We start from the raw sequence: 3,188 nt of genomic DNA, 5'->3' as shown, positions 1-3,188 counted from the left end.
ACACTGACAATTAGATCGTTAGGTTGTTTTTGACTGATTTACGAGCATCCCTAACATAGCTACCTCTTGTTTACTGTGCGATTATTCTGATGAGCGGCACAAACACGTACTCTCTCACCAAGTCGTCGCAATAGTGGCACTATCTGTTGTGTTCGTTGCTTTCTTCTGTTTGATTGCTATTTGAAACAGTGACATTCACATGGTCAATGCCGGGACCAAAGAACTGAAGGTTCATCAGTTCCAACAGGTCAGGCGTTATATCAACACCGCTGTTGTCGCCAAGTACCGAATCCATGTGGCAATTCGGACATCTGCCTGTGCGGTCGCCCCTGCCGTCGTTATCACACCAGTCGGTCACATCTTCCGGCTTGAAGATTGTCTTGCAGTGAAAGCAACCGCAATCCTGACTGTTTTTTATCTGCTGCTCGTTACGGTATGTAGAATGATGCAATGCGTATAGCAAATTCTTTATTTCTTCTTTATTCATTTTATTGCTCCTTTTTTTACTCGTTATTAAAATAATAAGGGCTCGTTTTCGTTGCAGACTGATTGGAAGTCTGACTGCGAAACGAGCCATGAATGATGTTGGTTTCAGTTGGTCGAAATTCCATATGCTCCCTCCGACAAGGGGCGATGAGGATGCTTTAGTCTTGTTCCTCGTTCGGGTCTGTTTCGACGCTCGAATCGTAACTGTTTGTAGCCTTCATGTTAATGACTGGCTTGATGAAATACTCTACCTCAACGGTATCTGCAATCAGCTGAAGGATTTCCTTTGGATCTTTGTAAGCCATCGGACTCTCATCGATGGTTCCTGTACCAACAGAGGTTGAATAGATACCCTTCATGGCCTCCTTGTACTCGTCAAGGTCAATGAGTTCCTTGGCTGCTGCACGTGACATCAGGCGACCTGCACCATGTGGTGCTGAACAGTTCCAATCCTCGTTGCCCTTACCATGACAGATGATAAGACCATCGCGCATGTTGAAAGGTATCACGAGCTTCTTGCCTTCCGGGGCAGCCACAGCACCCTTACGGAGCATCTTCATGCCGAAGTCAATGTAGTTGTGGGTGGTGTATATCTGCTCTGTGATGGCAGCCTTCTTGCCACTACTGCTCACGATGGCCTCCATCACCAGACGGTCGATGACCATGTGGTTGTACTCCGCGTATGCCTGGGAGATGATCATGTCAGTGATGTAACCCCTCATGGCCTCGCCTGTGAGATAGCCCTTTGCTGAGTCGGCAAGCTTGCAAGCCTCCAGCTTCCAGTATTTCCAGACCTTCTGGCCAAGGTTGCGGCTACCGCAGTGTGCGGTGAAGGCGTAGTTGCCTTCTGGTGTGACACCCACCTCCACGAAATGGTTGCCGCCACCAACAGTTCCGATGCTGTGGTAGAACATGTGCTCGTTCATGTCGATGCGCTTGAGGAAGGCGGTGATGCCTTTTTCCGTCACATCCATGTTGTTCACCATCTCGGGCCATTGCTGTCTGGCTTCTCCAAGCCTCGTCTGAAGGTGCTTGTACAGCTGTTTCACATCATAGACCGACTTCTCGTGAATGGTCATACCAAACTTGACGTTCTCGCGGATCGTCTTCTCAATGGCAGGATAGTCAGCTTCATTGACCGGAAGGTCGGTGATGGCTGTACTGACGGAGCAACCGATGTCGCCACCTACATGGTCGGGGTTCACATGGTCTGTAAAAGGAACGGTGAAGCCCACCACAATATCCTTGCCCGCATGCACATCGGGCATGATTCTTATCTTTGATTCCTCGAACATCGGGTGGTCGAGAAAATGGTATATCATCGACAGTGCATCCTGTTCAATATTGTCTGTATAAATCTTGCAGTCTTTGCAATACTTTCCTTTAAGTTCTAACATGTTTTTTTGATTTTGAAACCCTATACCCCACGTCTCGTGAGGGTACAATAAGGGCATATATGTAATTACGGTGCAAGGCGAGCGCAGAAGACAAGTTTACTTGGATTATGCCGAGCCGCAGCCCGTAATGTGTATGAAAATGCTCTGGCGTGTATGTTTTGTGCCAACCTTACATAAAGGCACCACACGGAGTCTTTTGTCTGTTCTTGGAGATGTAGGTTTACTTTGAATTACATGTCTGTTGTGAGTCTGCTTACTCGTTCCTGTTTGTTTCGGGCTCCCTGAATGTGTCTTGCTGAAAAAATGAGCCGAAACCCGACAAGCTCACTATTCAGCTTTCTGTGTTGCACCAGGCAACTGATTAATGCTGTTATTTACCATGTATTTACATTCCTTCAAAATCGGTCGCAAAATTAATCTTTCTTCATGAGATTCCTTCAACTTCGAATGTCTTTTTATCTCAATCAGTTATTTTCTTGCTATTACAGGTTTTTATGACTGAATATGCAAAGAAGTAACCCATGTTTGAATCAAAATTTGATTTTCTTCCTTTTTGATTTTTGTTTATATACATCTTTATGACATAAGAGAGGCAAAAGTAACCTGTTTTCTATCATTGCCATGCAGATTATTGCACCAAGCACGCCACAAACTCTTTCGGAAGGATGATATTCTTCACATCAAGAAAGGGACAGGGGACAGGTTAATGTCCTGATATGTGCTGCACCTTGTTGCCCTTCGGGACACGGACCTGTCCCGCTTTTCTTGCGACATACGCAAGTATCCAATGCTTTTTTTGCACCTATATATTCACGCTTTTATTAACATCCGAAACTTCAATTATTGAAAGTACGTTTTGTTTAAGAATCGTGTTTTAACGTGTGTCATCAGTTCATCGATTTGAGGCATTACCTCAACATACTTGAGCATATCTTTATATGGAAACGACTCATAACCATTGACACAACCTACTATAGAGGAACATCTTATTCCACCATATAACATCCGTCCATGACACGTTGAGCCTTTCTCTATACTATTTCTACTCCAGTCCAACATATGGAAGAGGAAGTCGTACATAGGGACTGACAAGTTACTTGCATCGCAAAGAGCTTCTTTTCCTATCACATTACATGTCAGTTCATCTCCCCAAAGGTCTCTTAAAGCACACTCACTTACAATTAGAAGATAATCTGCTGTATCAACATGACGGTTATATATGATGAGATTTCTAATTACTGCGGCCAGTATTCCACTCTAAGTTTGCAGAAGAATGCGACGCAGTCGCATAAATGTTAAATAATC

2 protein-coding genes are annotated in these 3,188 nt (G+C 44.5%); both read right to left on the bottom strand.

The window, feature by feature from the left end; all coding sequences use genetic code 11:
- Positions 1-139: 139 nt before the first annotated feature.
- Positions 140-487 carry a hypothetical protein gene (locus tag KM934_RS12525; protein WP_215760941.1) on the bottom strand — a complete coding sequence of 116 codons (348 nt, stop codon included), beginning with the start codon at positions 485-487 and terminating at the stop codon, positions 140-142.
- 157 nt (positions 488-644) lie between these two features.
- A complete protein-coding gene (locus KM934_RS12520) occupies positions 645-1,883 on the bottom strand; it encodes an RtcB family protein (protein ID WP_215760939.1) in 1,239 nt (412 codons plus the stop codon).
- Positions 1,884-3,188: the final 1,305 nt, after the last annotated feature.

Source organism: Hallella faecis, assembly GCF_018789675.1.
GTDB classification, from domain to species: domain Bacteria; phylum Bacteroidota; class Bacteroidia; order Bacteroidales; family Bacteroidaceae; genus Prevotella; species Prevotella faecis.
The sequence above is the reverse complement of the archived record's forward strand: the minus strand, read 5'-3'. Positions and strand labels throughout refer to the sequence as shown.

Coding starts and splice junctions, on each gene's coding strand:
- KM934_RS12525 (WP_215760941.1), bottom strand. CDS start 487: ATGAATAAAGAAGAAATAAAGAATTTGCTATACGCATTGCATCATTCT.
- KM934_RS12520 (WP_215760939.1), bottom strand. CDS start 1,883: ATGTTAGAACTTAAAGGAAAGTATTGCAAAGACTGCAAGATTTATACA.